Raw genomic sequence first — 26,992 nt, forward strand, 5'->3', positions numbered from 1 at the left:
ACCGCGGCTTTCCAGCCGAGGTGGTCTCACCGGCTCACCCGCCGCTCATCATCGCCCGGACGAAACCCGCGGTCACCCGGCGGCCACCGCACCGCACGACCCGTGGCACCGACCCGCCGAGCCGGCCTGGCGCCCGGACGCCGCCACCGCGTCGACGATCGCCCGCCGGCGCGAACCTCACTCGGGTGGCACGCGTTCCGCCCGGGTGGACGGCATCCGACAGTATTCCCGTATGGAGGGTCAACGGGGATGGCGGGCCGTCGGCGCCTGCCTCGCGGCGCTCGCCGTCGTGCTGCTCGGCGCCACGCCGGCCAACGCCATCGCCGACGGCCTCGCCGTGCCCGACGGGAGGTACGGCTTCGCGGTGAAACTGACCGGCGTCGACATCCCGGTCGCCGGTGGCGGCACCCGGGACAGCTCCTGCTCCGGCGGCCTGGTCTCGCCGCACTGGGTGCTCACCGCCGGCCACTGCTTCCGGGACACCCGCGGCAACCGGGTCGCCCGCCCGGTCGCCCGCAGGACGGTCGCCACCGTCGGCCGGGCCGCGCTCGGCGGCTCCGGCGGCCACGACGTACGCGTGGTGGCGGTCCGCCAGCACGGCTCCGTGGACGTGGCGCTGGCCCGGCTCGACCGGGCGGTCACCGACGTACGGCCGATGCGGGTGAGCCGCGTCGCCCCGAAGCTCGGCGCCCGGGTGCGGCTGGTCGGCTACGGACTGATCCGGGCGACCGCGCGCCGGACCCCGGACCGGCTGCGCACCGGGCTGTTCCGGGTCACGTCGGTCACCCGCACCGAGATCGGCATGTCCGGCGTCGAACCCGCGCGGACCACCAGCGCCTGCGAGCACGACTCCGGTGGGCCCTACTTCACCGCCGGCCCGAACGGCACGGCGACGGTCGTCGGTGTGGTGAGCCACGGCCCGGACTGCCCGCACACCGGCGCCGACCAGGCCGGCCGGATCGACACGGTGGCCGCGTGGATCACCTCGGTGATCGGCTCGGATGCCGCTCCCGCCGGCGCCCGCCCGGCCCCGCCCGCCGCGGCCACGCACGCGCCGGGATTCCGGATGCCGTGGGCGGCGTACCTCGGGGTGGGTTTCGCCGCGGTCATGTTCTGCGTCGGCCTGGCCGAGTCCCGCCGAGGCCGCAGAGCGAGGTCCGCCCGCAGCCGCACGGGCAGCCCGAGCCGCACGGGCAGCCGGGGCCGCACGCGCGGCAGCGGAGGCCCGGGCGGGGGCCGCGGCCACGGGGGCGGTCACCGGCGCAAAGCACCCACCCGGCGCCGCCGCTGACCGCGAGCACGAGCCCGGCGAGCGATTCGCGCGACCCCGGCCGGCGCCCGGCCACCCGCACCCCGCCTCCCGCCGCAGGGCCGCACCGCGCCGGATGTGCCGGTGGCAGGTCGCCGCGGGCGCCCGCGTCGCCGGGCATTCCGCAGGCCCGCGGATCCGCGGGCCTGCCGCGCCCGGCCGGCTCTAGCCCGCGCGCATCGCGGCGGCGGTCGCCCGGGCGTCGTAGCCGGGTGGGACGCCCTCGGCGAAGACCACGTCACCGGCGATGTGGCGGGTGCGCAGCGGGAGGATCTCCCGGTACGCCGGGGAGGCGTACCACGCGCGGGCCGAGTCCATGTCCGGGAAGGCGAGCATGACCAGGGCGCCCGGCCACTCCCCCTCGACGACCTCGACCTGCGTGCCGTGCACCAGGAAGCGCCCGCCGTAGGGCGCCATGGTGTCCTGCACCCGCTCGATGTAGGTCAGCACGTCCTCGTGGGCGCTGGTGGTGCGCAGATGGGCGACGGCGTAGGCGGTCATCATGCTCCTTCCGGTACGGCGATGTCTCGATCTTGCCGGTCGCGCGCCGCCGTGGCGATTACCCGCCAGGTCGTCGCCGGGCGCGCCGGTCACCGGGTGGCGAGGACCCGGACCCGACCACTCACCAGGCGGCGACCCACGCCCGACCACTCACCAGGCGGCGACGACCCGGACCCGACCACTCACCAGGCGGCGACCCACGCCCGACCACTCACCAGGTGCGAGGACCCGCGCCTGACCACCCGAGCCGCCCTCGTACGGGATCAGGCCGACGAAGACGGTCGCGCCATGCCGCGGGACGCGGTCCAGCCCGGCGAGGTTCTCCAGGCCGTAGCGGTCGGCGCCGGTGAGCGCGCGGTGGGTGTCGAAGGTCGCCGAGTCGCCGGGGTCGATGCTGAGCGTGTCGACGCCGAGACAGCCGATCGCGCGGTGGCGCAGAAGCCACTCGCAGGCGTCCGTGCCGAAGCCGGGGAAGTGCAGCGTGCCGGCCGCGTCGGCGCCGCGGTACGCGTCCGGGTCGCCGGCCTTCGCGCCCCAGCCGGAGTACATCAGCACGGCCGCGCCGTCCGGGATGCGGCCGTGGCGGCGCTCGAACGCCTGGATGTCGCGCACCGTCACGACGGTGTCGGCGTCGCGGGCGGCCCGCTCCGCGATGTCGATCACCACGGCCGGGCGGATCAGCTCGGACGGCCGCAGCTCGGTGGAGGTACGGCCGCCGGGGGTGAAGTGCGCGGGCGCGTCCACGTGCGTGCCGACGTGCTCGATCAGCCGCCACTGCTGCATGTAGTACCCGTCGTCGGGGATCGTCGTGACGGTGCCGCGCGCCGCCTCCTCCCCCGGGCTGAACGCCGGGAAGGCCGGCCCGAGCGGATGGGTCAGGTCACGCAGGCCACGGTGCCTGCCCGCGGCCTGCGCCGGCTCGGCCAGCGCCACGGCGGCGGCCGCCCCCGCCCCGCCGGACAGCAGCGCGCGGCGGGTCACTCCGGTCCGGCCCGGCCCGGTGCACATCGCGGATCAACCTCCTCGGCTCGGCCGCGGCTCGCCGCCCGTGATCGTCGCGCGACGCCCGCTCACTGCCCCCATCCTGCCCGCACGGATCGCGGTTGTCCGCCCCGGAAACGGCGGACGGCACGAGGCGCGGCCCGCGATGACCCCAGAACCCGACCTGTCCCGCGAACGGCGCGAGAGGTGGCCCGCCGACGCCGGCGGGGCAGCCTCAGCACTCGATGACGTTGACGGCGAGGCCGCCGCGCGAGGTCTCCTTGTACTTGATCTTCATGTCGGCGCCGGTCTCCTTCATGGTCTTGATGACCTTGTCCAGGGAGACGTGGTGCCGCCCGTCGCCGCGCAGCGCCATCCGGGCCGCGGTCACCGCCTTGACCGCCGCCATCCCGTTCCGCTCGATGCACGGGATCTGCACCAGGCCGCCGACCGGGTCGCAGGTCAGCCCCAGGTTGTGCTCCATGCCGATCTCGGCGGCGTTCTCCACCTGCTCCGGGGTCCCACCGAGCACCTCGGCCAGGCCGGCGGCGGCCATCGCGCACGCCGAGCCGACCTCGCCCTGGCAGCCCACCTCGGCGCCGGAGATCGACGCGTTCTCCTTGAACAGCAGCCCGATCGCGCCCGCGGTCAGCAGGAAGCGGACCACCCCGTCCGGAGAGGCGCCCGGCACGAACGACATGTAGTAGCTCAGGACCGCCGGAATGATGCCCGCGGCGCCGTTGGTGGGCGCGGTCACCACGCGACCTCCGGCCGCGTTCTGCTCGTTGACCGCCATCGCGTACGCGGTGAGCCACTCCATCGCGTGCACGGCCGGATCCCCGGCGGCGCGCAGCTGGCGGGCGGTCACGGCGGCCCGCCGGCGCACCTTGAGGCCCCCGGGCAGCACCCCCTCGGCGTCCAGCCCGGCGTCCACGCACTCGCGCATCACCCGCCAGATCGCGAGCAGTCCGGCGCGCACCTGGCTCTGCGGGCGCCACGCCGTCTCGTTGGCCAGCATCAGCCGCGAGATGGACAGCCCGGTGGCGCGGGTCAGCGCCAGCAGCTCGGCGCCCGAGGAGAACGGGTGCGGCAGCGGCGTGTCGCCGGTACGTACCCGGGAGGCGCCCGCGCCCACGACGAACCCGCCGCCGACCGAGAAGTAGGTCTTGCGCAGCAGCTCGGCGCCGTCGGAGCCGAGGGCCGTGAAGGTCATCCCGTTGGGGTGCTCGGGCAGCGACCGCCGCCGGTGCAGCACCAGGTCGACCTCGACCACGCGGCCGCAGGGCAGCGCGATCCGGCCGTCCGCCGGGGGTTCCAGGCCGGTGTCGACCGTCTCCGGATCGTGCCCGGCCAGACCGAGCAGGACCGCGCGGGGCGTGCCGTGGCCGTGGCCGGTGGCGCCGAGCGAGCCGAACAACTCGGCACGGATGCCGGTCACCCGGTCGTCGAGGTGGGCGGTGAACATCCGGGCGGCGCGCATCGGGCCGACCGTATGCGAGCTGGACGGCCCGATGCCGATCGAGAACAGGTCGAAGACGGAGACGGCCATGTCCTCAGACCTCCGGGTGCGGGCGGGCGGCGCGGGGACGGGTGGGCCATCCGTGGTCCCTGGTGTGACGCATCGGGCCTCTATCGTCGGTAGAAGGGGAGCGGAACGATGTCGGCTTCCTCATGGGTGCCCCGCACATCGACCACGAGACGCTTCTTCTCCAGGTTTTTCGCCACGTACGCCATCGCGATCGGGTGGCCCAGGGTCGGCGACGGCGCGCCGCTGGTGACCTCGCCGACCTTCGCGCCGGTGTCCGGGTCGAGCACGGCGTACCCGGCGCGTGGCGCGCGCCGGCCCCGGGTGACCAGCCCGACCAGCACCGTCTCCGGCCGCACGGCGCGCAGCGCGGGGCCGCCGACGAAGTCACGCTTGTCCAGCGCGACGACCCGGCCGAGACCGGCGTGGAACGGGGTGGTGCGCACGGTCAGCTCGTGGCCGTACAGCGGCATCCCGGCCTCCAGGCGCAGCGTGTCGCGGCAGGCGAGTCCGGCCGGGGCGGCCCCGGCCGCGGCGGCCCGTTCCCAGACCGCCTCGGCGTCGGCGTTGTCGCAGTAGATCTCGAACCCGTCCTCGCCGGTGTAGCCGGTGCGGGCCAGCAGCACGTCGCGGCCGGCGAACCGGTCCGGCTTGATGCCGTAGTAGCGCAGGTCGGGGTGCTCGCCGACGACCCGGACGGCGTGCGGGCCCTGCACCGCGATCAGCGCGCGATCCCGTTCGGTGACGGTGACCGTGTAGCCGCCGGAGTACTCGCCGAGCATGGCCAGCACGATCGCGGCGTTCGCGGCGTTCGCCACGACCAGGAAGCGCCGCTCGGCGAGCCGGTAGACGACCAGGTCGTCGAGGACGCCGCCGTTGGTGTGGCAGAGCATGGTGTACTTCGCCCGGCCGACCGGCACCGCGGACAGCCGCCCGACCAGGGCGTAGTCCAGGAAGGCGGCGGCGTCGGCGCCGGTGACCTCCAGCTGGCCCATGTGCCCGAGGTCGAAGAGGCCGGCCGATCTGCGTACGCAGTGGTGCTCGGCCACGTCGCTGCCGTACCGCAGCGGCATCTGCCAGCCGGCGAAGCCGGTGAAGGTGGCGCCGAGGCGCTGGTGCACGTCGTGAAGCGCGGTGCGTCGCAAGAGGGAGGCTCCTTGGCGGTCGGGCCTCCCTCGCTCTGTCATCGGGCCTGAGAGGTTCACCGCGCGAACGGTTTGCACCTTGGGCGCCGGAGTGTTCCGGACTTTCCAGAGTCGCCTGACCGGTGCGGTACGTGGGCCTGAGAGATTCTGAGGGAGAAGTTGCTCCTTCGGCGACCCCCGGGGTGGCGGGTGCTCTCCCGCAGCGGTTGCAGCGGCGAAGTCTTCATTTGTGGTTCGGAAGCTATCAGGCCGGCCCAGGGTCTTCAAGATCCATTGTCCGGGCCCTCCTTCTCCCCCGCCTCGGCCAGCCGGGTCAGGGCCGGAAGCGCCCGCAGGATGGCGTCGCTGTCGTCCGGTTGCAGCCGCTCGAAGAGCCGGTCCAGGGTCTCGGCGTAGTGGGCGTAGGTGCGCGCGAGCATCTGGCGGCCGGCCCCGGTCACCCCGACCAGCACGCCGCGGCCGTCGGTGGGGTCGGGCACCCGCTGCACCAGGCCGGACCTCTCCATCCGGCCGATCAGCTGGGTCATGCCCGGCTGCGAGGCCCGGGTCAGGCGGGCGAGGTCGCTGACCCGGCCGGGCCCCTCGTCGGCGAGCCGGCGCAGCACCGCGAGCGCGACCGAGCTGGGGTGCTCGGGCCCCTCCAGCTGGCGCAGGAAACGGACCAGTTGCGCCAGCACCGGCAGCAACTGTGACCCACGACTCCGGCCGTCCGCCATGTGCATAACCTCATTATGTACCTAGGGTTGAAACATCCAGATCTTGTCCTACGCGGAGGTGATCCGGTGAGTGGCGCTCCCGGTCCATCATTGTTCAACCAACCACGAGCCGTCTTCGCGGTCGCGTTCGCCTGCGTCGTCAGCTTCATGGGCATCGGGCTGGTCGACCCGATCCTGCCGGCCATCTCCGACAAACTGCACGCCACCCCCAGTCAGGTGAGCCTGCTGTTCACCAGCTACCTACTGGTCACCGCGGTGGCGATGCTGTTCACCGGCTGGATCGCCAGCCGGATCGGCGCCAAGGCCACGCTGATCACCGGGCTCGGCCTGATCGTCGTGTGCGCAGCGCTCGCCGGCCTCTCCGACACGATCGACGGCATCGTCGGGTTCCGGGCCGGCTGGGGACTGGGCAACGCGATGTTCATCGCCACCTCGCTGGCCGTGATCGTCGCGTCCGCCACCGGCGGCTTCGCCGGCGCGATCGTGCTCTACGAGGCGGCGCTCGGCCTGGGCATCGCGGCCGGCCCGCTGATCGGCGGCCTGCTCGGCGACATCAGCTGGCGGGGCCCGTTCTTCGGCGTCGCGGTGCTGATGGCGATCGCCCTGCTCGCCACGGCCGTCCTGCTGGAGCCGACCCCGAAGCCGGCGCGCCGCACCTCGGTCACCGAGCCGATCCGGGCGCTGCGCCACCGCGGCCTGCTCATCATGGGCGTCACCGCGTTGCTGTACAACTGGGGCTTCTTCACCATGCTCGGCTACGCGCCGTACCCGATGGAGCTCGGCGCCACGCAGCTCGGCTTCGTGTTCTTCGCCTGGGGCCTGCTGCTGGCCTTCTTCTCGATCACCGGCGCGCCGTGGCTGCACCGCCGGTTCGGCACCGCCCCCGCGCTGTACGGGGCGTTGAGCGCCTTCGCCGTCCTGCTGGCGCTGATCGGCCTGGGCACCGACACCCGCTGGGTGGTCGTGGTCTGCGTGATCGCCTCCGGCGTGGTGGCCGGCATCAACAACACGCTGACCACCCAGGCGGTCATGCTCGTCGCACCGGTGGAGCGGCCGGTCGCCTCCGCGGCGTACGGTTTCGTGCGCTTCGTCGGCGGCGGCCTGGCGCCGTACGCCGCCGGCGAGATGGTCGACCACGGGAACATCCACGTGCCGTTCCTGGCCGGCGCGGTCGCCGTGCTGCTCGGCGTCGCGGTGCTGACCACCGGCCACCGCGCGCTCGCCGCCGCCGACGCCGCGATGGCCGCCGACCCGCACGGCTCCCCGGACGAGGTGGCCGGCGAGGTCGCCGACGAGTTCGGCGGCGCGCCCGACGCGATCGACGTCGAGCGGGAGACCACGGGCACCCCGCGGCGCTGACACCACGTCGCCGCAGCGCTCACGGGTCGCCCCCGGCGGGCGGGGCGCCCGGCCCCCGCGCCGCCGGCCGGGCACCGCAGACAGCCTCGACCTGCCGGCCGAACTCCAGGCCGCCGACGGCGGCACCCTCACCGCGGGCTGATCGTGGTGCGTCCGCCCGGCGCCCCGTACAACCACAGGGTGCCGGGCGGCGGGGCGGGCAGCTTGCCCCGCAGCAGCAGGGCCAGCGCCTGGCCGAGCTCGGCGACCGGCCCCACCTCGTAGGCATGATCGCCGCGGAAGACGAAGTACCAGTCGCCGGTCTGGCCGGGCGTGCGCGGCGCCCGCTCCAGCATCCGCCCGGCGGTGTCGTCGAGCAGCTCGGCCAGCTCCTCCCGGGCGTCGGCGTCCAGCCCCAGCGCGACGTCGAAGAACAGGTCGCTGAACATGGCCTGGGCGCGGACCTCGGACACCCGCGACTCCCACCACCGTGGACGGTGATCCGGTGGGATGCCGTCGACGTCGCGCAGCAACTGGCCGAGAAGGACCGCGAGGGCGCCGTCGTACGCCCAGATTTCCCGTACCGGATCTGGCGCGTCCGGCGGCGGTCCCCCATAGCAGCCGATCGATCTGGTTCTGCTCACCCGTCCATGGTTGCGTACCGCACGGCGCGGCGAGGACCGCCGAATGGTCACGGGATGAGGATCAGCCGGATCGGGCTGTCCTCTTTGGCGTCCAGCCGCCGCACCGCCTCGGCCGCCTCGGCCAGCGGCCACGTCCCGCTCACCGACCGGGAGAACTCCACCCGCCCGAGGGCCACCAGCGAGAGCAACTCCAGCACGTGCTCCGGGCCGGACCCGTAGTGCCCGCGGATCTCCTGCTCCAGATAGCTGAAGCGGGTGCCGTCCGGGATGGTCAGCGGCTGGTCGGTGAGCCCGACCAGGGTGAGCCGGCCGCCCTTGGCCAGCGCCCGCGTGGCCTGCACGCGCACCGGCGCCACCCCGGCGAAGTCGAACGCGTACGCCAGACCGGCGCCCCCGGTGGCCTCCGCGACCAGCGCCGCGAACGCCGGGTCGCCCGGGTCCAGGGCCAGGTCGGCGCCGAACCGCACGGCCCGCTCCCGGGCCAGCGGCAGCGGATCGATCGCGATGATCGGGGCGGCGCCGATCATCCGCAGCAGCTGCACCGCGTGCGCGCCGAGACCGCCGACCCCCCACACGCCGACCGCCCGGGCCGGCCGCACGCCGGCGGTCGTGGTGATCGCCGCCCACGGGGTGGACACCGCGTCCGGGACGAAACAGGCCTGCTCGAACGAGAGGGTGTCCGGGATCGGCACGACCGTGCCCGCCGTGGCGACCGCGAACTGCGCCCACCCGCCGTCGTAGTCGACGCCGCGGGTCAGCACCACGCCGTCGCGGATCTCCCCGGCCTGCAGCAGCACCCGCTCGCCGACGGTGAGCCCGGTGACACCCGCGCCGACCTCGTCGATCACGCCGGCGGTCTCGTGCCCCAGGGTGACGCTGTCGCCGCTCAGATGCAGCGGCTTGAGCATCCCCTGGATCAGGTGCACGTCGGACAGGCAGACCCCGGCGGCGCGCACCGCGATCCGGACCTGGCCCGGCCCGGCGTGCGGCTCGTCCACCTCCTCGACGGCGAACGACCCGGTCGACACGTGCAGACGCCCAGCGAGCATTTCCGGTTCCTCCAGTTTTCGCGTGTCCTGTGCCCATGCGTACCACGAAACGGCGGCCGCCGGGCGGGGAGCGCGGTGCGGCCGGGGCGGCGCGGCGCCGGAACAACGCGGTGCCGGGACGATGCGGCGCCGGGACAGCGCCCGGCCGGCGTTGCGTGGGGCGGACCGGCCAGGGCCGGGTCGCCGCTGTCGGCCGGGCGTGGCGCGGGTCAGCGCGGGCGGGCCAGGCCGACGTCGTAGGCGATGATCGTGGCCTGCACCCGGTCACGCGCGCCCAGCTTGGACAACAGCGCGTTGACGTGCGCCTTCACCGTCCCGACCCCGATGCCCAGCACCGCGCCGATCTCCGCGTTCGACCGGCCCTGCGCGATGTGGACCAGCACGTCCCGCTCGCGCGGTGTCAGTGCGTCCAGCCGCGGATCGGCCTCCGGCGCGGGCGTGACGGCCCCGGTCACGAACGCGTCGATCAGCCGCCTGGTGACCGCCGGGCTGAGCATCGCCTCGCCCGCGGCGACGGTGCGGATCGCCGCGACCAGCTCGGCCGGCTCGGCGTCCTTGAGCAGGAAACCGGACGCGCCCGCCCGGAGCGCCCGGAACACGTACGCGTCCTGATGGAAAGTGGTCAGGACCAGCACCTTCGGTGGTTGCGGCCCGGCGGTCAGGCGCGCGGTCGCGGTCAGGCCGTCGAGCCCGGGCATCCGTACGTCCATCAGCACGACGTCCGGCGCCACGCGCGCCGCCAGCGCCAGGCCGGCAGCACCGTCCCCGGCCTCGCCGACCACCTCCAGGTCCGGCTGCGAGCCGACGATCGCGGCCAGCCCCGCCCGCACCATGACCTGATCATCGACGATCATCACCCGCACGCCGATGGCGGCACCTCCCGGTCCCGGTCGGTCCCTCCGGCCGACACCTCAGCATTGTGCACCGTCGCGGCGGGGGCACCGGCCGTCCCGGGACCGGGACGCGGCGGCTCGTCGGAGGCCGCGGACTCGGCGGTCGCGGGCGCGGGGATGGACGCCCGGGTGCCGGCGGGCGCGGGAGTTCCGCCGGGCGCGAGAGTTCCGGCGGGCGCGAGAGTTCCGGCGGGCGCGAGAGTTCCGGCGGGCGCGAGAGTTCCGGCGGGCGCGGGGGTCGCGGGCGGCGCGGGGCGTGGGTTCTGGAGACCGTCCAGGAGGGAGCGCATCGCGGTCAGGGCGTTGCGGGCGGAGTCGAGGACGCCGCCGAGGTCGCCGCGGTCGGCGGCGTGCGGGAGGGCCGCGGCGTGGCGCAGCACGGCGGCGCGCAGGCCGTCCGCGATGCGGGCCCGTTCGGCGCGGGCGCGCAGCTCGGCCCGGGCCCGGGCCGCGGTGACGCCGCCCTCCTCGCGGGCGAGGCGGCGGTCCCGGCGTGCCCGGGCCGAGCGCCCCGCGGCCCAGCTCCCGAACATCGGCCCGGCCAGCACCAGCCCGACGAGCACGGCGAACATGGCCGCCAGCAGCACGAGGAGGACCGGCCGCAGCGGGCTCCCGGGCAGCAGCCCGCCGTCCGGATCGTCGCCGGACACCGTGACGTCGGCCATCAGCACGCCCAGCGCCAGCGCGGACGACGCGGTCGCGGCGAGGGCGGCGAGCCAGGTCCGTCCGGGACGCGCGCCCCGGGCCGCGACCGCGTACACCGCGATCAGCTCGGCGCCGGGGCTGAACAGGAACACCCAGGAGTCGTCCGGGCCGACCACCCGGAGGACGACCAGCAGCGGCCCCAGCCACGCGGTCACGACCACCGCGAGCAGCACCCACCACGGCACGTGCCGCCGCCACAGCACCGGTACGACGTGCAGCACCAGCGCGGTCGCCACGAGCACGGTGGCGCCGCGCCCGAATCCCGGCCCCTCCCCCGGGGCGAACAACCCGGCGAACGGCATCAGCAGAGCGAGCCCAACCAGGCCCGCGTCGATCACGGCCTGGCTGCGCACCCACCGGACGAGCCGGTGGCCGTGCTCCCTGCCCGGTACGGCCGGCGCGTACGGGATCGACGCCCGCACCCGCCACCCACCGCCCGCACGCGGCCCGGCGGTGAGCGTCCCGCCGAGCGCGTGCGCCCGGTCCCGCATCCCGTTGACGCCACGGCCGCCGCCCAGCCCGGCCGCACCGGGCACATCGGCCGTTCCCCCGTCGTCCTCGACGACGAATTCGGCGGCGTCGCGCGCGTACCGGAAACGGAGGGTGACCGCCGAGCCGGGCGCGTACCGGAGGGTGTTGGTCAGCGCCTCCCGGGCGATGCCGTGCAGCGCGCCGGCCAGCGCGGGCGGCGGCCCGCCGTCCGGGAAGTCGACGGTGACCCGCTGCCCGAGCCGGTTGAAGCCGTCCACAAGTTCCGCGAAGCTCGCCGGTACGGGGTCGCCCGCGGCGGCCCGCGACGCGGCAGGCGGCGGCCCGGCAGGAGGCGGTCCGGCAGGCTGCGGCCCGGCAGGGTGCGGCCCGGCAGGAGCCGGTGCGTCAGGCGACGACCCCGCCGGCTGCGGCCCGGCAGGCTGCGGCCCGGCAGGCGGCGGCCCGGCAGGCGGCGGCCCGGCAGGCGGCGGCTCGGCCGGGAGGATCTCGACCAGGCGCCGGAGCGCGTCCAGGGTCTCCCGCCCGGTGCGCGCGGCGAAGCCCAGCGCCTCGGCCCGCAGCTCCGGCCGTTGCCCGGCGAGCAGGTCGGCGGCCTGCGCGTTGACCACGATCGAGGTCAGGTGATGGGCGGTCACGTCGTGCAGTTCGCGGGCCAGCCGGCGGCGTTCCGCGTCGGCGGCCTCGCGGTGCGCCTGCTCGGCGGCGGCCAGACGCCGGGCCGCCGCCTCCCGGTCCCGCCGCCACCGGCCGCGGATCCGGCCGCCCGCCGCGACCGTTGTGTCGAGGATCGCCGACAGCACCACCTCGGCGGCGAGGTCGGCGCCGATCCCGCTCTGCGCGGCGCTGACCGCCGCCTGCCCGGCGACGAGCGCGCCGAGGCTGATCAGCGTGGTGCGGGCCGGGCGACGCGCGGCGACGCTGAACAGCGCGATCAGGTCGGTGACGCCGAGCAGCAGCAGCCCGGGGACCTGCACGTCCGGCGGCACCACGGTGGTGGCGGCGGCGAGGCCGGCGAAGACGACCAGCAGGCTCGCCACCGGACGCCGCCGGCGCAGCCCGAGCGCGGCGGTGACCAGAGCGCAGGTGAGCGTCACGGTGACCGCCTGCACCGGCGCGACCGCGGCGCCGCGCAGCAGCGGCAGGCCGGGCCAGAGGGCGAGCTGCCCGAGGCCGAGCAGTACGGGCAGCAACCAGGTGGCCATGATGGCTCAGACTAGGCGGGCGCGTCTCTACCCTCGGATAGAGGCCGGCTTCCCGCTTCCGCCGGATGTGCCGCCCCCGCCCCGGCGATGAGACTGTGACGCATGCTGACTGCCACGCCGTACCACCATCTCGCCCGCACCGGCGGCAACCGCTGGTGGCGCACCGTCGCCGGCACGCTGGTCCTGATCGTCACCGGGGCCGTGCTGGGCCTGGCGGTGTTCCTGGTCGCGGCGGTGGCCGCCTGGCTCGCCGGCCGGCCGGACAACGTGGACGACGTGCCGAGTTTCGGCCCGCTCGCCGACCTGGCCGTCCTGTTCCTGACCATTGCCGTCTTCCTGCCGGCCACGCTGCTGGCGGCACGCTGGGTGCAGCGACGCCCGGCCGGGACGCTGATGTCGGTGACCGGGCGGCTGCGCTGGGGCTGGCTGCTGCGGTGCCTGGCCGTGGCGGCGGCGTCGATCGTGCTGTTCCTGCTGGTGGCGCTGGCCCTGGATCCGGGCGGCGAGCAGCTGGGGACCGACGGCGATCCGGTCGGCTGGCGGCCGTTCCTGGTCTCCGTGCTGGTGCTGGCGCTGGTGGTGCCGTTGCAGTCGGCGGCCGAGGAGGTCGTGACGCGGGGCTGGCTGCTGCAGGCGGTCGGCTCCTGGGTGCGCGGGCCGTGGCTGCCGATCGCGGTGCAGGCGGTGGTGTTCGCGGCGCTGCACGGGTGGGGCACGCCGTGGGGGTTCGCGGATCTGGTGGTGTTCGGGGCGGTGGCCGGGTGGCTGACGGTACGCACCGGCGGGCTGGAGGCCGCGATCGCGCTGCACGTCGGCAACAACCTGATCAGCAGCGTGCTCGCCGCCGCGTTCGGGGAGCTGACCGTGGACGAGACCGCGGCCGACCTGCCGTGGCGGTTCGCGGTGGTGGACGTGGTGCTGCTGGTGGCGTACGCCGCGGCGGTGTGGTGGCTGGCGCAGCGGCGGCACCTGGCGTTCGCCGAGCCGGCCCTGGTCCCGGCCCGCTGAGCGGACGGCGAGGCGCCGAGATGCCGCCTCGCGTGCCGCGCCCGGGGAATGCGCGCCGAATGTTGCGAAATGTTGAACGCCGGATCGACGTGCCGGCATCCGGCCGGTTAACGGCAAGAATCATTCCGCAAAAATGGATCATGGACGGTGTCCCGGCATTTCCGCCCGGCCCGGCGTGTGCCACCCTGGGTGCCGGATCACGGCCAGGGAGAAACATGACCAGACGCGTTTTCCTGCACGTCGGAGCGCCGAAAGCGGGCAGCACCTTCGTACAGAATGTGTTGTGGGACAACCATGCGGCGCTCCGACGTGCCGGGATCCTCCTACCGGCCACCCGCACCGCCCAGGACCAGGCGATGACCGATCTGCGCGAGGTGTCGTGGCGGGACCCGAACGCCACCTGGACCTGGGACCAGCTGATCGCCAAGGCGGCCCGCTGGCCCGGCGACGTGATCATCACGAACGAGGGGCTGGGCGGCGCGACCGCCGCGCAGGCCGCCCGCGCGGTCGCCAGCCTGTACCCGGCCGAGGTGCACATCGTCGTGATCGGCCGGGACCTGTGGCGGACCCTGCCGTCGATGTGGCAGGAAAACGTCAAGTCGCGCAGCATCGGCAGTTTCGAATCGTTTCTCAGCGCGATCGAGCGCGGCAAGAACGACGCTTTCTGGAACCACACCGCGAACCGGATGCTGCGTCGCTGGGGCGACCTGGTCCCGGCCGAACGCCGGCACCTGATCACGGTCCCGCCGCCCGGGTCGCCGCACAAGCTGCTCTGGGAGCGGTTCGCCGGTGTCGTCGGGATCCCGGACGGCCTGTGCGCGGTCACCGAGCAGTCCGCGAACGCGTCGCTCGGCGCGGCCGAGATCGAGCTGCTGCGCCGGCTCAACCGCAAACTCGGCGACCGGTACCCGCACCGCTCGCCCTACCGGCGCGGCGTGCTGCGGCACCTGGTCAACCCGGTGCTCAAGAAAAGCCGCAACGACCTGCGGTTCGGCATCGGCATGGACCGTGCCGGGTGGGTGCTCGCGCTGACCGAGGAACGCATCGAGGAGCTGCGGGCGTACCCGTGCGACGTCGTCGGCGACCTCGACGAGCTGCGCCCGGCCGATCTGCGGCCGGCGGTCTCCCCGGACGAGGTGACCGAGTCGCAGCTGCTGGACGTCGCGATCGAGGCGCTGATCGGCATGATCGGCTACGCCGACGGGCTGAGCGAGCGTGCCGAGCGGGACATCATGACCCGGATCAGGGGGCGGGTGTCCCGGCAGTTCGCCATCAAGCGCGGCTGATCCCGCCCGCGCCCGCCGCGGGACACGGCCGGCCGCGCCGCCCGCCTCGACGAGGAGGTCAGACCCGGCCGACGACCTCCCCGAGCAGGTGCAGCGGCGCGGCGCCGACACCCGCGGCGTCCAGGGCCTCCCAGTACGACGCGGCCTGCGCCGCCGACACCGGACCGCACACCAGCGGCAGCCCCGGGGTCACCGCGTGCAGCAGCGACTCCAGCTGGCACGACGCGACCGTCCCGGGCAGGCGGCCGGGATGCGCGGCGACCGGCAGGCCGGCGGCCGCGGTGCGGGTCGCCGGGCCGCAGTCGAGCAGTCCGCCCCCGACGATCAGCACGTCGGCGTGCGCCCGCATCCGGGCCAGCGCCCGCGTGGTGTCGAAACAGTGCGGGAACGAGTCGTCGACCAGGATCGTGCCCGGGCGCAGCCGGCCGACGTCCAGGGTGCCCGGACCGCCGCTGGTGGCCGCGACGATCACCTCGGCCCGGTAGACCGCGCCCGGGCCGTCCGTGACGATCTCGATCGGGCCCGGGTAGCCGCGCTCGCGCAGATCGGCGGCCAGCGCGGACAGCCGCTCGGTGGCCGACGGCAGGTCGCACAGCAGCAGCCCGGCCGGCGCGGTCTCGGCCCGGGCCAGCAGCAGCGCCAGCGACGAGGAGCCGATCGAGCCGACCCCCAGGACGGCCAGCACCCGGCCGGCCAGACAGCGCCCGGCCGCGGCGAACGTGGTCCGCGCCACCGAGGCGGCGGTCACCGCGTGTCCCGTGGTGACCCGGACCGGCGAGCGGACCAGCTCGGCCACGGCGGCGCCGTAACCGGTGTGCGCCGGGATCATCCCGGCCAGCGACACGGTGCGGGCGCCGGATCCGGCGGCCAGGTCGGCGGCGGCCGCGGCGTCGGCGGCCAGGCCCGGCGCGGTCAGCTCGTCGGCGAAGCGGGGCAGGCAGAGGAAGCCGGAGCGGCCCAGCCGGGTGTCGACCGTCTCCAGCAGGCGGGGTGCGCCGTCCGGGAAGACGGCGGTCCGGATCGCTTCGCGCGACAGGGTGGGGAGCATCCGCCGTACGGACTCCGGCAGGTCCCCGGCGAGGGCCGCGAGGTGCGCGGGCGCCGGAAGGTAACCGATCAGCGCGGCGTCCAGCGGCGCGTCGGCCGATCGCCGTTTCGCAGCCCCGGCGCTTCCCCGCCGCGCACCCGGCGCCGCCGCGTTCCCGGGCGCCGCGTCCGATGGTGCGGCGCGGCCCGCGGCGAACGCCTCCAGGTCGGCGCGGGCCTGGGCGGCCAGGGCGGTCAACACCGGCTCGGAAAGCCGGCCGCGGAAGGTCAGGCGCAGTCCGCTGCCGGCCGGCCGGGCCGCGAGCAGCACGTCGGTGCCCGGCGGGACGGCCATCTCGGCGTCCGTCCCGTCCCAGGCCAGGCGCAGGGTCCGGCCCTCCTGCGGGCCGAGCGCGGCGAAGTCCAGATAGGTGAAGAAGAACTGCCAGCCGTGCGGCGCCACGAAACTGCGGCCGCGCGCCGCGATCACCGCGTCCGCCATCCGCTCCAGGTCCGCGCCGAAACCGTCGTCCGGCCCGGGGCGCACGGCAGGCGCCGCCGGTCCCGGCTCGACGGGACCGGCGACGGTCCGGCCGGGGGGCACGGCATGAACGGCCGGTCCCGGCTCGGCGGGGGTTCGGCCGGCGCTCGGGCCGGGGCGCACGGCCACCGCGGTGGCGCACGGCCCGAAGAGCCGGGCCAGGTCCGGAAGGGAATGATCCCGGCCGGTCACCGCGACGCCGATCGTTGGGTCGGCACGGTGCAGCACCCGGCCCAGCGCCCGGTGGAAGGCGGTCAGCACCGGTGTCATCGGGGTCGTGCCGGCCGCCGCGGCCAGCGACCGCAGCGCCGCGACCACGGCGGGCCCGAGCGTCACACCGGCCGTCGCGGTCCGGGCGCCGCGCCCGAGCGGCGCCCCGTCATAGGGCGCGATCTCCGGCTCGGCACGCTCCAGCAGCGCGACGTAGTCCCGGAAGGACGATCGCAGCGGCGGCAGCGTCTCGTGGTCATAGACGGCCAGCAGCTCGCGGGCGAGGAGCGCCACGCTGTACCCGTCGCCGACCAGGTGGTGCGCGTGCAGCAGCAGCACGTGCTCCCGCGGCCCGACCCGTAGCAGCCGCAACCGGACCAGCGGCCACCGCGCGGGGTCGAAGCGGTGCGCCCGCTCGGCGGCCAGCTCGGCCGCGATCGGTCCGGGCTCGGTGACGTACTCGACGGTCAGCGCGGCGCCCGGCGCCAGCTCCCGCTGCACCGGCGGCCGGGCGTGCCTGCGGAACACCGTGCGCAGCATCGGATGCCGCTCCACCAGCACGTTCACCGCCTGCTGGAAGCGCTGCGCATCGAGCGGCCCGTGCACCCGCGGCGCGGCCAGCCAGGCCGACCCGGCGCCGACCGCGTCGGCCAGCAGGAACCCGCGCTGGCTCGGGGTGAGCGGGAACTCGGCCGCGTCGGCGCGCACGACCGGCCGCGTCGGCGCGGGCGCGGCGTCGATCTCGGCGGCGAGGGCCGCGAGCGTACGCCGCCGGTAGATCACCGTGGGCCGCGGCAGCACCGGGCGATCCGCCTCCAGCGCGGCGAACATCTCCAGCACGCCGATCGAGTCCCCGCCCAGCGCGAAGAAGTCGTCGTCGCGTCCCACCGCGGGCACGCCGAGCTGCCGCTCCCAGACCCCGGCCAGCAACCGCTCGGTCGGGGTGCGCGGGGGATCGACCGGCGCGCGGCGGGGGGACGACGTCAGCCGGGCCCGGTCGATCTTGCCGGTCGCGGTCAGCGCCAGCTCGGCGACCATCTCGATCCGGGCCGGTACGAGATAGAACGGCAGAATCCCGTCCAGGTACGCCCGCAGCCCGGCGGCGTCCACCGCCGCGCCCGCCTCCGGCTGCACCCAGGCGACCAGGCGGCTCCCGTCCACCCGCACGGCGACCCGGGCCACCTGCGGATGCCCGCGCAGCACCGCCTCCACCTCGCCCGGCTCCACCCGGTACCCGTGCAGTTTGACCTGGTCGTCGAGGCGCCCGCGGAACCACAGCACGCCGTCGGCGTCGCACACCGCCCGGTCGCCGCTGCGATACCAGCGCCGGCCGTCGCGCTCCACGAACGCCGCCGCGGTCAGTTCCGGATCGTCGAGATATCCGGCCGCCACCCCGGTGCCGCCGATCCACAGCTCGCCGTCCTCACCGGGCCCGCACCGCCGCCCGTCCGGGCCGATCACCTCGGTGATCGCGCCGCCGACCGGCCGTCCGATCGGCAGGTGCCGCACGTCGTCGGCGGGCCGCTCGCTGATCACGTGGAACGTCGCGTTGATCGTGGTCTCGGTCGGCCCGTACAGGTTGGCGATCCGCTGCCCCGGCCCGAGCAGGTCGAACCATCGCCGCACGTGCGCCGGTGACAGCTCCTCACCCCCGACGTGCACCCAGCGCAGCGCGGACAGATCGGGCCGGTCCCGTTCCGCCGCGGCCAGCAGCCGCTCCCACAGTGTCGGCACCGAGCTCCAGACGGTGACGCGGTCGGCGGCCAGGCGCTGCGCCAGCCGCTGCGGGTCCCGGACGGTGTCCCGGTCCCACGTCACCACGGTCGCGCCGACCAGCAACGGCGCGAGCAGCTGCCGGACCGAGGCGTCGAAGCAGATCGACGCGGTCTGCGCGAGCCGGTCCCCGGCGTGGTAGCCGAAGGTCGCCAGCGCCCAGTCCAGGTAGGTGGTCATCGAGCGGTGACTGACCGGTACGCCCTTGGGCCGCCCGGTGGACCCGGACGTGAAGATCACGTACGCGTCGTCGCCGGGCCGGGTGGTCACCGCGGGCGGCTCCCCGCCGGTCCCGTCCCACACGTCGACCAGGGTGAACCCGTCGAGCAGCGCCTCGGTGGCCGGCTCGCCGACGACCACGTCCACTTGAGCGCGGCTGAGCTGACCGGCGAGCCGGGCCGGCGGGTGCGCCGCGTCCAGCGGAACCCACGCCGCGTTCGCCTTGAGGATGCCCACCACGCCGACGACGGTGGCCGTGCCCGGCGCGGTGAGCAGCCCGATGCGCCGCGCCCGGTGCCCGGCCAGGCGGGCCGCCAGCCGGTCCGACGCCTCGTCGAGCTGCCGGTAGGTGAACGGTTCGCCGTCGGCGAGCACGGCGATGCGGTCCGGCGTACGGCGGCACTGTCGCCGGATCCGCTCGGCCACCGGCGGCACCCGCCCGGCCGGCGCCGCGGTCCGGTCCGCGGCGGCCACGGCGGTGATCTCGGCGAGATGGTCGGCGGCGAAGCGCCGCACCGTCCCGGCCTCGAACAGCGCGGCCGGATAGTTCCACGAGAAGTGCAGGGCGTCGTGGAAGTCGAAGCACACCAGTCCCAGCCGGGTGGCCGCCGAGGCGGTACCCGCCGTGGTGGCCAGCACGTGCGCCGCGGTCCCGCGGTGGCGGGGAAACCGCGCGAAGCTGAAGCTCGCCGGGCTGGCGGTGCGCGGCCCGGCGAGATCGACGGCCAGCATCCGGGCGAGGTCGGCGGTGCTGACGGAGCCGTGCCGTTCGCTCTCCAGCCACGCCTCGCGCAGCCGCTCGGCCAGGGCCACGATCGACTCGCCGGGCACGGCCCGGGCGAGCACCGGCAGCGTGTCCGCGAACGGCCCGACCATCCGGTCGATCCCGGCCAGCCGCGCGGTCCGCCCGGCGCGGGCCACCTGCACCGGTACGTCGTCCTGCCCGCTCCACCGGGCCAGGCACCGCACGTACCCGGCCAGCAGCAGGTGGAACAGCGACACCCCGGCGTCCCGGGCGTGCTCGGCCAGCCGCCGGCTCAGCCGCGCGTCGAGCGCCACCTGGTGCACCGCGTACGGCGGCTCCGGGTCCTGCCGCGGGTCCCCGTCGAACGGCAGCGCCAGCCCGGGGTAGCCCGCCAGCGTGGCCCGCCACCAGGCCAGGTCCTCCGCGTGCGGCCCCCCGCGCAGCGCCTGGTGATCGGCGAGGGTGCGCTCCGGTGCCGGTGGCAGGCCGGCCCCGGCGTAGCGGGCCCACAGCTCGTCGCCGAGGATCGCCAGGCTGTACCCGTCCACCGCGGCATGGTGCGCGACCAGGATCAGGTGCGCCGGGCCGGCGTCCTCGACCGCGAGCACCGCCCGGATCGGGGCCTCCCGTTCCAGGTCGAACGTGCGGTTCCGCAGTTCGGCGTCCACCTCGGCGACCGGCCGCGTCAACCGGGTCACGGTGAGCCAGGCCGGCCGGTCGCCGCCCGGCCGCTGGATCCGTTGGCCACCCCCGCCGAACCGGGCCCGCAGCATCGGATGCCGCCGCTCCACCTCGGCGAACGCCGCCGCCAGCCGGTCGGTGTCGATCGACCCGGCCAGGGTCTGCCGCACGTAGGCGTAGGACGGCACGCGCGGGTGGAGCCGCCCGTTGGTGTGGAACGCCCGCTGCACCGGGCTGAGCGGGAACTCCCCGGCCGGGTCCGCCGGCTGCGGTGGCTGCGGCGGCGGCTGCGGGCCACCGGCCGGGTCCGCGCCACGCGCGGCGCGCCCGGCCGGCTCGATGTCACGCGCGGCGCGCCCGGCCGGCTCGATGTCGCGCGCGGCCTGCTCGGCCCGGCCGCCGGTCGGCGCGATGTCGTGTGCCGCGGGTCCGGCCGGGTCGGCCGCACCGCTGAGGTGCGCGGCCAGTTCGCCGATGGTCCGGTGCTCGAAGAACAGTGTCGTCGACAGGGTCCGCCCGAGCCGCGTCTCCAGCTCCTTCACCAGATCGATCGCGGTCAGCGAGTCCAGACCCAGGGTCAGGAACGGCTCGTCCGGGCGGATCGTCGCCGGTTCCCGTTCGAGGGCCCTGGCCAGCAGTTCCCGGACCACCGCGATCAACTCGGCGACATCCCGCGGCGCGGCGGGTCCCGGCTCGACCGGCGGCCCGGCACCCTCCGGCGACGCGGCACCCTCCGGCGACGCGGCACCCTCCGGCGACGCGGCACCCTCCGGCGACGCGGCACCCTCCGGCGACGGCTCGGCCGCCGGCCGGGCAACGCCGGCACGCCCGCCGCCCACCGGGGCGCCGCGGCCCGGCCCGGGCGGGGTGACCAGCACCTGCGCGGCGCCCAGCCCGGCCGCTGCCCACAGCACCTGCGGCAGCCGCTCCAGGGGCAGCGCGTCGCCGCCGATCCGGTGGCCGGCGGCGAGGCCGCCACCGGCCAGGACCGGCAGGTTCACCGCGACGAACGCACGGCCGGCGGCACACTCGGCGGCGGCGAAGGCATCGACGTACGCGTTCCCGGCCACGTAGTCCCCGACCGCCCCGGCCAGCCCCGGCAGCACCGCCGACACCGACGAGAGCGCGATGAACAGCGGCCGGCTGTCGCCACCCGCGCCGGCCGGCGTCCCGCGGTCGGCGGCCGGTGAGTCCGGGCCGGGCGGCTGGCCGGTTCCGGGCCGGGGACCGAGCAGCGCGCGGGCCAGCAGTTCGGTGCCGCGCACCTTCGCCGCCAGCCCGGCCGCGAGCTCGTCGGCGGTCTTCGCCCGTAGGCTGCCCGGCCGCACCACACCGGCCGCGTGCACCACGACGTCGAAGGCGCGCCCGGCCACCAGCGCGGTCACGTCCCGCTCGACCGCGACGTCGGCCCTGCGGTACTCCACCCGCGCCCCCAGCCGGCGCAGTTGCGCCAGCAGCTCCCCCGGTTCCGCGGAACGCCCGGTCAGCAGAAGGGCGGGCCGCCCCCGCCGGGCGAGATGCCGGGCGATCTCCGCACCGGCCGCACCGGCGCCGCCGGTGATCAGATACCGCCCGTCCGGTGGCAGGACCAGCGGTTCCGGCGTGGCGGCCGGAACGAAGGCACGCGTCAGCCGCCGCACCCCCCGCCACGCCACGATCTCCGCGGAGCCCGGTGCCGGTGGCGCCTGCGACTCCCGCTCGACGACGGCCCGCCGCTGCTCCTCGGCGCTGTCCGAGGTGACATCGACGATACGTACGCCGAGGTCGGGGTTCTCGTCGGCCAGCGCCATCAGCAGCCCGGACCAGACCGCACACGCCGGGTCCGGGGTCTCCTGCCCGACCCCGGTGGCATACAGATCCGTGGTGACGACCAGCAGACGCCCGGATCGCGCCAGCGTGGGCACCACCGTGAGGGCATCCGCCGGCATCCGATCCGCCCGCACGACATGCACCACGTCGCCGGACGGCGTTCCGGCCGACACGCCGGCGGCCCCATCGACCGGCGCTTCCGCCCGGGCCGAGGCTTCCCCGATCGGCGTCTCCACCCACCGGGCGGTGGACAGCACCGGCGGCAGCGGATCGGTGACCCAGTACCGGCGGCGCTGGAACGGATAGGTCGGCAGCTCGACCCGCCGGGTCCCGGCACCCATCCACGTCCGGTCCAGCGCACCCCCGCGCCGCCACACCTCCGCGGCGGTGGCCAGCAGTTCCCGATCGTCGCCGCCCGCCGGAAGCACCGCGGTCCGCGGGCCGGACCCGATGTCCTGGGCCACGGCGGACCGCCCGGCCGGACCGCCGTTCGCCGCCTCGGGGCGCCCGGGCGCGATGTCTGCCCCGGGCGCAGCATCTGCCCTCGGTGCGGTGTGTGCGTGGTCCGTGCCGTGCCGCGATTCCGCGGCGTTCTCCGCGCCGACGACGACCACCGTGTCGTAACCGGCCGCGGCCAGCCGGTCGATCGTCGCGTCCAGCGCGGCGCCCCACGACCCGGTGCCGTCGCCGGACGGCTCCCGCATCGGGACGCGGGGGCCCGCGACGGCCACGGCTTCCCGTTCCCTCCCGGGAGAGCGCAACCGGTCCGCCTCGACGGCCGTGATGCGGTCGCCGGTCGACGGGTCGAGCAACGCGATCCGCGCCGTCCACGGCTCCCCCGGGAAGTCCCCGGGCGAGTCCGCCGGACGGACGACATCCTCGGGACGGCTCCTGAACGCGGCTGCCGGACCGACGACATCCTCGGGACGGCTCCCGAGCGCGGCTGCCGGACCGACGACATCCTCGGGCGAGGCCGCCAGGCGGACCGCGTCCGCTTCGCTGAGCAGGCCGGCGAACGCGGCGGCGGCCAGGGCGGCGGCGCCGACGCCGGTGACGGCATCCGGGCGTACGCCGAAAGCGCGCAACCGGGCCGCCACCGCGATGCCCGAGGCGACCGCAACCGCGTCGCGGAGCCCCGGGTCCGCCGCCGCGGCGGCCGGGTCCGCGAAGCAGGACGCGAGCGTCCGGCCGGCCAGCGGACCGGCCGCGGCCGACAGGCGGTGGACGGCCTCGCGGAAGCCGGGCGCCGTCGCGTACCGGTGGGCGCTGTGGCCGGGCTCCGGCGGGGCGAACAGCAGCGCGGTCCGGGCCGGTCGCGTCACCGGCGGCCCGGCGACCGCCGACGCGAGGCGGTCGGCGAGGTCTCCCTCGGCGACCAGCGCGATCCGGTACGGACCGTCGTCGCGTGCGGTGGCGGCGGTCGCGCAGACGTCGGCCTCCCGCAACTCCGGGTGGGTGTGCAGATGCGCCATGAGGTCGCCGAGCGCCGCCCGCAGCGCCACCGCCGACCGCGCCGAGAGGGTGAGCAGGTGCGGACCCGCGTCGTCCCCGGCCACAGAAGTCGCACCGGTGACGGACCCGGACCACGCCGCCGGCGGGCGCCCGGCGTCCGGGCCCGGGGCCGGTGCGGGCATCGGGGCGCGAGCGGGCACCCGGGCCGGAGCGGACGTCGCCGCGGGCACGGGGCTCGGGTCGGGCACGGATGCCGGGTCGGGGGCGGCCAGGATCGCGTGGGCGTTGGTGCCGCCGAAGCCGAAGCTGTTGATGCCGGCCACCCGGGGACCCGGCCACGGGCGGCGTTCGGTGAGCACCTCGAACCCGGCCCCGGCCAGGTCGAACCGCGGGGACGGGCGGGTGTGGTGCAGGGACGGCGGGAGCTCCCCGTGCTGCACGGCGAGCACCACCTTCACCAGCGCGGGCAGCCCGGCGACGTTGAGCAGGTGGCCGATGTTCGTCTTGACCGAGCCGAGCAGGCGGGGGCGGCCGTCCGGCAGCGGCGCGAAAACCCGGGCGAGCGAACGCGCCTCGACCGGGTCGCCGACGGCGGTGCCGGTGCCGTGCGCCTCCAGGTAGGTGACCTCGGCCGGGTCCACCCCGGACTCCCGGTACGCCGCGCTGATCACCTGATGCTGCCGCAGCGGGTTCGGGGACATCAGGCTCAGCGACCGGCCGTCGTTGTTGACCGCGGTGCCGCGGACCACGGCCAGGACCCGGTCACCGGCGGTGTCCGCGAGCCGGGTCAGGACCAGGGCCGCGCCGCCCTCGCCGGGGACGAAACCGTCGGCGTCCGCGTCGAACGCCCGGCAGCGGCCGGTGGGTGAGAGCGCCTGGGCGCCGGCGAGCAGGCGGTGACCGGTACCGGTCAGGTTCAGGTTGACGCCGCCGACCACGGCGACATCGCAGTCCCCGGCGGCCAGGCTGCGGCGGGCCAGGTGCAGGGCGACCAGCGCGGAGGAGCACGCGGTGTCCACGGCCACGGCCGGGCCCCGCAGGTCGAGCAGGTGGGCCACCCGGGCGGCGGTGAGGTTGCGCAGCGTGCCGGTCAGAGCGTGGGCCCGGTCCAGGTCGGTGTCGTCGAACAACTCGGGGTAAGCGCTCTCACCGACCGCGGCGAACACCCCGACGCGGCGGTCGTGGCGGCGCGGACCGGCGTACCCGGCGCGTTCCAGGGCTTCGTGGGCCAGTTCGAGCAGGATTCGGGCGTGCGGGTCGAGGTAGCGGGCCTCGGTCTCGCCGATCCCGAAACAGTCGGCGTCGAACTGTGCCGGGTCGGCCAGGAACGCCCCGTAGCCGTCCCACCCGGCGGCGCGCGTGACGCTGTCGCGCCCGGCGAGGAGGTTGGCCCAGAACTGCTCCGGCGTGTCCGCGTCCGGGAAGCGGCAGGCCATCCCGATGATCGCCAGCTCCCCGCCCCCCGGGGCCGGAGCCGGGGCCGCCTGGACCGGGGCCGGGACCGGGGCCGTCGGGCCCGAGGTTGTCGCGGCTGGGCCTTCGGCTTCCAGGAGGAGGAGCCGGGCGGCGAGGGCCGGCACGGTGGGGCAGTCGCGCAGGTCGGCGGGATCGAGCGTACGGCCGAAGGCGTCCTCCAGGTCGGCGAGCACCTCCATGGCCGCGAGCGAGGACCCGCCGATCGCGAGGAACCGGTCGTCGGGGCCGATCCGCTCCTCGGGCAGGCGCAGCACCCGGGCCCAGACGGCGCGGACCAGGTGCTCGGTCTCGGCCCGGGTGCGCGGTGGGCGTACCGGGGCAGTCCGGTGCCGCTCGTCCCCGTCGGCCGCGACCACCGGCGGCCTCCCGCCCCGCCGCACGTGCGTGTCCGCCGTCGGGCGGGCCAGGTCCGCACCGGGCCGCGGCGCGGAAAGGGCGGGCTGCGCCGCGGAAAGGGCGGGCCGCCTCGCGGAAGGAGCGGACTGCGCCGCGGAAGGAGCGGACTGTGCCCCGGGAGGAGCGGACTGTGCCCCGGGAGGAGCGGACTGTGCCCCGGGAGGGGTGGGGCGCGGCTGCGGCGGCTGGTCGAGGATGCGGTCGCGCAGCAGGTGCCGGCGCAGCTTCCCGCTGGTGGTCCGGGCGAACGCGCCGCGTGGGACGACGCGTACCTCGACGCCGTCGTAGCCGAGCGCCTCGGCGACCCGGGCCCGGGCCCGCTCGGCGGCCTCCGGCCGGTCGCGCACGGCCGGGGCGGCGAGGAAGAGGGCTACGCGTTCGCGGCCGGTGGCCGGATCGGTGGCGCCGACCACGGCGACCGGCCCCGCGCCCAGCCCCGGGGTCGCGGCGGCGGTCTCCTCGAGATCGGCGGCGTGGAAGTTGCGGCCGTGCACGAACAGGACGTCCTTGGCCCGGCCGGAGACGCACAGCCGCCCGGCGCGCAGGAAGCCGATGTCGCCGGTCCGGAGCCAGCCGTCCACCAGCGCTTCCGCGGTCGCGGCGGGGTCGCGGTGGTATCCGCGCATGACGTTCGGGCCGCGCACCTGGATGTGTCCGACCAGGCCCTCCTCGACCGGCTGCCCGGCGTCGTCGACGATCCGGATCTCGCAGCCCGGGACCGGGAAACCGACGTCCATCAGCTCGGCCACCCCGGGTGCGGGCACCGGCCGGTCCGGGTCGGCCGCGGGCGGCGACGCCGGATCCGGCACGTCCGCCACGTCGAGGGCGACGCCCCGCGACAGCGCGGCCCGGCTCACGCGTACCGGCCGCGCCGGCACCCCCAGCGGCGGAAACGCGACCGCGACGGTCGCCTCGGCGAGCCCGTACACCGGCTGCGGCGCCGCGGCGTCGAGACCGGCCCGCCGCAGCTTGGCGGCGAAGGCGCGCCACACCACCGGTGAGATCGGTTCCGCGCCCACCATGATCAGGCGGAGCCGGCTCAGGTCCAGCTGTTCCAGCACCTCGTCCCGGACCCGCCGCAGGACCAGGGCGAGTGCGAAGTTCGCCGCGGTCGTCACGGTGGCCCGGTGCTCGTCCGCGGCCCGCAGCCACACCTCCGGCCGTTTCGCGAAGGCGAGCGGGCTGATCCGCACCTGCCGGCACCGCACGAACAGCGGGCCCAGGTGGGTGCCGATCAGCCCCATGTCGTGGAAGTACGGCATCCAGGTGAGGATCACGTCGTCCGGACCGGTGCCGGCGGCCCGGGCCGCCTGGTCCAGGTTGGCGACCAGGTTGCCGTGGGTCAGTTCGACGCCCTTGGGCGCTCCGGTGCTGCCCGAGGAGAACTGCAGGAACGCGAGGTCGTCCGGGCCGGCCGGGACCGGCTCGGCCAGCGCGGGACCGGCGCGCAGCTGATCGAGGGTGAGCCGCCGCCCACCGTCCACGGCGAGGTCGCCGGCCAGGGCCGGCCCGCCCAGGTGCCGCCGGACCGCGGCGACGCGGCCGGCCTCCGGCGGCAGTGGCACCGGTACGACCCCGGCCACCACCGCACCCCAGAACAGCGGCAGGAATTCCGCGCTGTCCTCGGCCACCAGCAGCAGGCAGTCACCTCGCGTCAGGCCGGCCGCGCGCAGGCCACCGCCGACCCGGAGGGCGTCCGCGTACAACGTGGCGTAATCGGTCCGCCGCTGCCGTCCGTCGCCGTCGACGTGCACCACCACCTGCTCGGGCGCGCGGGTGGCGGCCCGGACGAGCACGTCGATCAACGTCATGATCGAGAGCCTATCGGCGGGGTTCAACCCGTCCGTGCCGCTACGTAGTCGCAGTTCAG

The 26,992-nt window shown here is 76.0% G+C and carries 14 protein-coding genes and 2 riboswitches; of the genes, 4 read left to right on the forward strand and 10 right to left on the reverse strand.

All coding sequences use genetic code 11. The annotated features are described in order from the left end of the window. The first annotated feature begins 232 nt into the window (after nt 1-232). A complete protein-coding gene (locus tag ACTEI_RS20095; RefSeq protein WP_122979059.1) occupies nt 233-1,291 on the forward strand; it encodes a S1 family peptidase in 1,059 nt (352 codons plus the stop codon). A 183-nt stretch (nt 1,292-1,474) separates the two neighbouring features. On the opposite strand, the gene ACTEI_RS20100 is transcribed toward ACTEI_RS20095, so the two are convergent. The 5 genes from ACTEI_RS20100 to ACTEI_RS20120 form a co-directional block, all read right to left on the reverse strand. Continuing rightward, complete coding sequence (locus ACTEI_RS20100) at nt 1,475-1,810, reverse strand: DUF1330 domain-containing protein (protein ID WP_122982279.1); 336 nt, start codon at nt 1,808-1,810, stop codon at nt 1,475-1,477. A 150-nt stretch (nt 1,811-1,960) separates the two neighbouring features. Beyond that, complete coding sequence (locus tag ACTEI_RS20105; RefSeq protein ID WP_122979060.1) at nt 1,961-2,818, reverse strand: cyclase family protein; 858 nt, start codon at nt 2,816-2,818, stop codon at nt 1,961-1,963. Between the two features lie 208 nt (nt 2,819-3,026). Beyond that, the gene (locus ACTEI_RS20110; protein WP_122979061.1) at nt 3,027-4,340 is read right to left on the reverse strand and encodes an L-serine ammonia-lyase; all 1,314 of its coding nucleotides are present in this window, start codon (nt 4,338-4,340) and stop codon (nt 3,027-3,029) included. Between the two features lie 80 nt (nt 4,341-4,420). After that, nucleotides 4,421-5,461, reverse strand: coding sequence for a glycine cleavage system aminomethyltransferase GcvT (gene gcvT / locus ACTEI_RS20115; RefSeq protein ID WP_239082458.1), 1,041 nt, complete (start codon nt 5,459-5,461; stop codon nt 4,421-4,423). A gap of 33 nt (nt 5,462-5,494) precedes the next feature. Beyond that, a riboswitch (glycine riboswitch) is annotated at nt 5,495-5,572 on the reverse strand. Between the two features lie 4 nt (nt 5,573-5,576). Then, nucleotides 5,577-5,671, reverse strand: a riboswitch (glycine riboswitch). A gap of 53 nt (nt 5,672-5,724) precedes the next feature. After that, complete coding sequence (locus tag ACTEI_RS20120) at nt 5,725-6,183, reverse strand: MarR family winged helix-turn-helix transcriptional regulator (protein ID WP_239082457.1); 459 nt, start codon at nt 6,181-6,183, stop codon at nt 5,725-5,727. Nucleotides 6,184-6,243: 60 nt separating this feature from the next. Between ACTEI_RS20120 and ACTEI_RS20125 the strand changes: the two genes are divergently transcribed. After that, on the forward strand, nt 6,244-7,536 hold the full coding sequence (locus ACTEI_RS20125) for an MFS transporter (RefSeq protein WP_239082456.1): 1,293 nt from the start codon (nt 6,244-6,246) through the stop codon (nt 7,534-7,536). 128 nt (nt 7,537-7,664) lie between these two features. On the opposite strand, the gene ACTEI_RS20130 is transcribed toward ACTEI_RS20125, so the two are convergent. The 4 genes from ACTEI_RS20130 to ACTEI_RS20145 form a co-directional block, all read right to left on the reverse strand. Continuing rightward, on the reverse strand, nt 7,665-8,159 hold the full coding sequence (locus tag ACTEI_RS20130) for a hypothetical protein (protein ID WP_145831009.1): 495 nt from the start codon (nt 8,157-8,159) through the stop codon (nt 7,665-7,667). A gap of 47 nt (nt 8,160-8,206) precedes the next feature. Continuing rightward, entirely contained in the window at nt 8,207-9,208 is a 1,002-nt protein-coding gene (locus ACTEI_RS20135) for a zinc-binding dehydrogenase (RefSeq protein ID WP_122979065.1), read from the reverse strand. Between the two features lie 209 nt (nt 9,209-9,417). Further along, the gene (locus ACTEI_RS20140; protein ID WP_203723701.1) at nt 9,418-10,062 is read right to left on the reverse strand and encodes a response regulator; all 645 of its coding nucleotides are present in this window, start codon (nt 10,060-10,062) and stop codon (nt 9,418-9,420) included. Beyond that, nucleotides 10,062-12,500 carry a sensor histidine kinase gene (locus ACTEI_RS20145; protein WP_122979067.1) on the reverse strand — a complete coding sequence of 813 codons (2,439 nt, stop codon included), beginning with the start codon at nt 12,498-12,500 and terminating at the stop codon, nt 10,062-10,064. The genes ACTEI_RS20140 and ACTEI_RS20145 overlap by 1 nt, the downstream gene beginning before the upstream one ends. Nucleotides 12,501-12,602: 102 nt before the next feature. Here ACTEI_RS20145 and ACTEI_RS20150 point away from each other — a divergent pair, with 102 nt between their 5' ends. Beyond that, on the forward strand, nt 12,603-13,508 hold the full coding sequence (locus ACTEI_RS20150; protein ID WP_122979068.1) for a CPBP family intramembrane glutamic endopeptidase: 906 nt from the start codon (nt 12,603-12,605) through the stop codon (nt 13,506-13,508). A 215-nt stretch (nt 13,509-13,723) separates the two neighbouring features. After that, nucleotides 13,724-14,794 carry a hypothetical protein gene (locus ACTEI_RS20155; protein WP_122979069.1) on the forward strand — a complete coding sequence of 357 codons (1,071 nt, stop codon included), beginning with the start codon at nt 13,724-13,726 and terminating at the stop codon, nt 14,792-14,794. Between the two features lie 58 nt (nt 14,795-14,852). On the opposite strand, the gene ACTEI_RS20160 is transcribed toward ACTEI_RS20155, so the two are convergent. Further along, nucleotides 14,853-26,933, reverse strand: a complete 12,081-nt coding sequence (locus ACTEI_RS20160) for a non-ribosomal peptide synthetase (protein WP_122979070.1) — start codon at nt 26,931-26,933, stop codon at nt 14,853-14,855. Nucleotides 26,934-26,992: the final 59 nt, after the last annotated feature.

It is taken from the genome of Actinoplanes teichomyceticus ATCC 31121 (assembly GCF_003711105.1).
GTDB lineage: Bacteria > Actinomycetota > Actinomycetes > Mycobacteriales > Micromonosporaceae > Actinoplanes > Actinoplanes teichomyceticus.